Genomic DNA, 3,777 nt, shown 5'->3' with positions numbered 1-3,777 from the left:
GGGAGCCCAGCGCCACGATCGAGAAGTTCGCGTCACGCCACCCGTAGGCGGTGGCGTCGGCCGGAGTGTCCGCGACCGCGCCGCCCACGGTTCGGATCTGGAACCATGGAGAGACCCCACTGTCGAGGAACGCCGCGGTCGCGTGGGCGAAGTCGCGAGAGAGGTGGCCGATGAGACCGGACCGTGACACGGGTTCGCCTTGGCCTTGTTGCGGCTGGTCGGTGACGAACATCCCGATGACCTCGTCATAGCGGCCGATGGCGATCTGCTGGTCGAGCAGCGGGGCCACTTGAGTGATCGGCTGCAGATGCTCGACGATCTGATCGGGGATGTCGCTGTCGACCGCGAGCAGCACCCGAGCGGTTCGCCCACCGCCACGAGCTGAGGCGAGGATCGCTTCGCCGGATACAGCGCGGTCGGCGTTCTCGATGTAGGTCCCCCAGCGCTCGATGAACCCGGCAGTGTCGGTGGCGTCGAAGGTCAGCTGCGCGAACCCCAACTGGGCGACTCGTGCGGCCTGGAAGTCGAAGGAGACCGCGATGCCGAAGTTGGCCCCCGCACCGCGCATCGCCCAGAACAGGTCGCGGTTCTCTTCCTCACTGGCGTGCGCGAGGGCGCCGTCCGCCAGCACCACGTCGACCGATCGCAGGTGATCAATGGTCAGCCCGTGCTGCCGGGCGAACCACCCCACGCCCCCCGCGGTTGCCAGGCCGCCGACGCCCACACCCCCGTAGTCGCCGCTAGAGATGGCCAGACCGTGCGGCGCCAAGGCCAGGGCGACATCAACCCACCGCGCGCCCGGCCCGATCCGCACCCGTCCCGCCTCGGCGTCGAGGACTTCGATGTGGTTGAGCGCGCTGACGTCGATGACCAGTCCACCCTGGTTGACCGACCGCCCGGACACACCATGGCCGGCACTGAGGATTCCCAGCGGCAGCTCCCGATGCTCACCCGAGAACTCAACAGCGTCCCGTACCTGTTCGACCGTCCTCGGCCGCAGGACGAGACCGGGCGCGCCGCCGCGCATGTACGCCGAGCGGTAGCGGCGGTACGCGGCATCGCCCGGCTCCACAGCCGCCTCGATCAGGGAGGCCGGCAGGCCGTCGTAGTCGATGCCCGGCTGCCGAAGTGAGAGCGCCTTCTGGCCGCGGACTCGTGCAGCGGGCCGGGTCCCGTGAGCCGCTCGCCCGCCCTCGACGTCCTTGCGCACAGCCGGGATCACGTCGCTCGCGAACTCTTCCAGCTGGCCTGGGTCGTCGGTGGCCAGGATGAATACGCTGACGCCCTCCTCGACCGCCATCCGCGTGAGTTCCTCGGCCGGCATCCCGGGCGAGATGTTCAACAACCGGGTGACCTCCCGGGGGTCGCGGCCGGCGCTCTCGGCTGCCTCGTCGATGACCCGGTTGCCCGCGGTCAGCCCTTCGCTCCCGATGTACTGGAAGCTGGGCAGCCACCCGTCCGCCTTCTCCCCCACCAGTCGCTGCATCCGCGGCTTCAATGCACCAAGCCAGATCGGGATCTCGTGCGCAGGCGCCGGGCCCGGCTTCGCACCGTTCACCCGGTACCACTCACCGCCGGCTCGGAGTGGTCCGCGGACATCGGGATCCCAGATGCCACGGATCACGTCGACGGCCTCACTCAGCGCATCGACACTCTGGCCCGGAGTGAGACGCCGACCACCCATGGCCTCAATCGCGTCCCAGAACGCTCCCGCACCCAGGCCCAGTGCGAATCGTCCACCGGACAGCAGGTCCAGGCTCGCGGCCGACCTGGCCAGGATCGCGGGGGGACGCAACGGCAGGTTCAACACGTTGCCAGAGACCTGGATCCTCGACGTACTCGCAGCCACCCACGTCAGCAACGTCCAGGTGTCGTGGAACGATGGCTGGTACGGGTGATCCTGGAAGGTGACAAGGTCGAAACCCAGTCCCTCGGCCAGTTCCGCCTTCTCCACCGCGTGCATGACCGGCGTGTGGACGGGCGTGATGAACGTGCCGAAGCGCAGCGCGTGACCATAGTCGGGCATACGGCCAGGATCGCCAGTCCCCGGCTCATTGCCAATCACGCCATAAGTGACTTATCTTTGGTAAGTGCCAAAGGTCAGGCCCGCCCCTCAGTCCCGCGACGTCATTGACGAATCACAGTGCCACTCGGCCTGCGCCACGATCGAGCTGATCGGGCGCCGCTGGAACAGCGCGATCCTGCTCGCCCTCGGCCGCGGCGCGGCCCGCTTCGGAGAGATCAGGGCGATGGCGGAAGGCCTTTCCGACCGGATGCTCGCCCTCCGACTCAAAGAGCTCGAGCGCGCCGGCCTCGTCTCGCGCACGGTCGAGCCCACGACACCTGTATCTGTCCGCTATGGCCTCACCACTCGGGGCCAAGAACTGCTTGCCGCGTTACAGCCACTAGTGGCCTACGGCCATCGCTGGGAACATTCACCCGAACCCTCTGGCCAGCGAGCCCGCACCTGACCGCGACTGTGGCCGACCGTGCCCGCCACCAGCGAGCATCGCCATCACGATGTTCCACATCAACTCGCGTCAGCTAGCAAACAGTTCCTGGGATGCGGCGCCTCGTGGTGAAGTGGTGCCGGCAGTCGTGATGCGACAATCAGTCTGCGACTTGAGCTACATCCGCGTCCCGGAGGTCCGCATGGACATCGCCTCGCTCCTGCCGTTGACGACGTCCCGGTTGTCGCTGCGTCTGTTCACTCCCGGCGACGCCGACGACCTGTACGCCTACCAGAGCCTGCCGAGTGTGGCGCGCTACCTGTACCGGCCGGCGCACACGCGTGAGCGCAGCGAACAGGTTGCCGCCGAGCGCGCGGCGCAGACGGCCTGGCGCGCCGACGGGGACAGACTGGCGCTCGCCGTCTGCCGACGCGATGAGCCCGGTGTCCTCGGCGAGGTGAGCCTCACCCTGGCCGATGCCCGCGCAGCCCAAGCCGAGATCGGCTGGACTCTCCACCCAGCCCACCAGGGGCACGGCTACGCGACCGAGGCGGCCGCGGCGCTGGCGGGGTTTGCCTTCGACGCGCTGGGCGTGCACCGGCTCTACGCGCGGCTGGATGTGGAGAACACCGGGTCTGTGCGGGTCTGTGAGCGCCTCGGGATGCGCCGGGAGGCGCACCTGGTCGAGAACGACCTCGACGGGGATCGCTGGGGCAGCGAGTACATCTACGCGGCGCTGTCCGCGGACCTTGGCAGTCGATCGGCGATCGAGCCCGACGCCGCCTCCTGTTCATGATCCTCCATACGGGAGGAATCCTGCATATGTCTGCAACGCGACTCGCAGTCCTGAGCCTGTAACCGCTCTCCAGTTGCCTCCGGTTCCCTCCCGTTTCCTCGGGTCGTTCACCCTCGGGGTGCACCAACCAGTCTTCAGTTGAGCGAGCCATCAGTGGCCCTCGGAGCCGAAGTTGTCGAGATCTGCTTCGCGGCGTGCATCAGGTCGGCGCCATCAGGTATCCCACTTGGTCATGGCGACCGGTGGCCCTCAGGCCGGGCGTCGGCGCCCTGACCTGCCCGTCCAGGGTGGCCCGCTTTCTGCGGGTAGATCGTCTCGCCGCGCGCCAGCATCTCCACCATCTCGGTGACCTTGCGGGCCCTGCCCTCCGCACGCTTCATGCTCTCGACGCGATGGATCAGCGCGAACCGGTTGGCGCTGGTGAGCACATCGAACATCGCCTGCGCGTCCGGCTCCGCCGCGATCGCCGCGGCCAGGTCGTCGGGCGCCTGGCGGGTCGCCGGACCGGCGTACGCCGCGTCCCACCGCCCG

General features: G+C 68.4%; 4 protein-coding genes. 2 read left to right on the top strand and 2 right to left on the bottom strand.

Annotation, left to right across the window (positions count from 1 at the left end; all coding sequences use genetic code 11):
* Positions 1–2,026: LLM class flavin-dependent oxidoreductase (locus E7Z54_RS05435; protein WP_136431990.1), on the bottom strand; the 2,026-nt coding region annotated here is incomplete at its 3' end.
* Positions 2,027–2,090: 64 nt separating this feature from the next.
* Here E7Z54_RS05435 and E7Z54_RS05430 point away from each other — a divergent pair.
* Together E7Z54_RS05430 and E7Z54_RS05425 are read left to right on the top strand one after the other, a co-directional pair.
* Positions 2,091–2,471, top strand: coding sequence for a winged helix-turn-helix transcriptional regulator (locus tag E7Z54_RS05430; protein WP_206056027.1), 381 nt, complete (start codon positions 2,091–2,093; stop codon positions 2,469–2,471).
* Positions 2,472–2,520: 49 nt separating this feature from the next.
* Complete coding sequence (locus E7Z54_RS05425; RefSeq protein WP_206056026.1) at positions 2,521–3,246, top strand: GNAT family N-acetyltransferase; 726 nt, start codon at positions 2,521–2,523, stop codon at positions 3,244–3,246.
* Between the two features lie 230 nt (positions 3,247–3,476).
* Here E7Z54_RS05425 and E7Z54_RS05420 read toward each other — a convergent pair.
* A partial coding sequence (locus E7Z54_RS05420) for a YdeI/OmpD-associated family protein (protein WP_168798177.1) occupies positions 3,477–3,777 on the bottom strand: 301 nt, incomplete at its 5' end.

The sequence above is a fragment of the Nocardioides sp. genome, assembly GCF_004803405.1.
GTDB classification, from domain to species: Bacteria; Actinomycetota; Actinomycetes; order Propionibacteriales; family Nocardioidaceae; genus Nocardioides; species Nocardioides vastitatis.
Note: the sequence above shows the minus strand (reverse complement) of the source record. Positions and strands in the feature narration are given on the sequence as shown.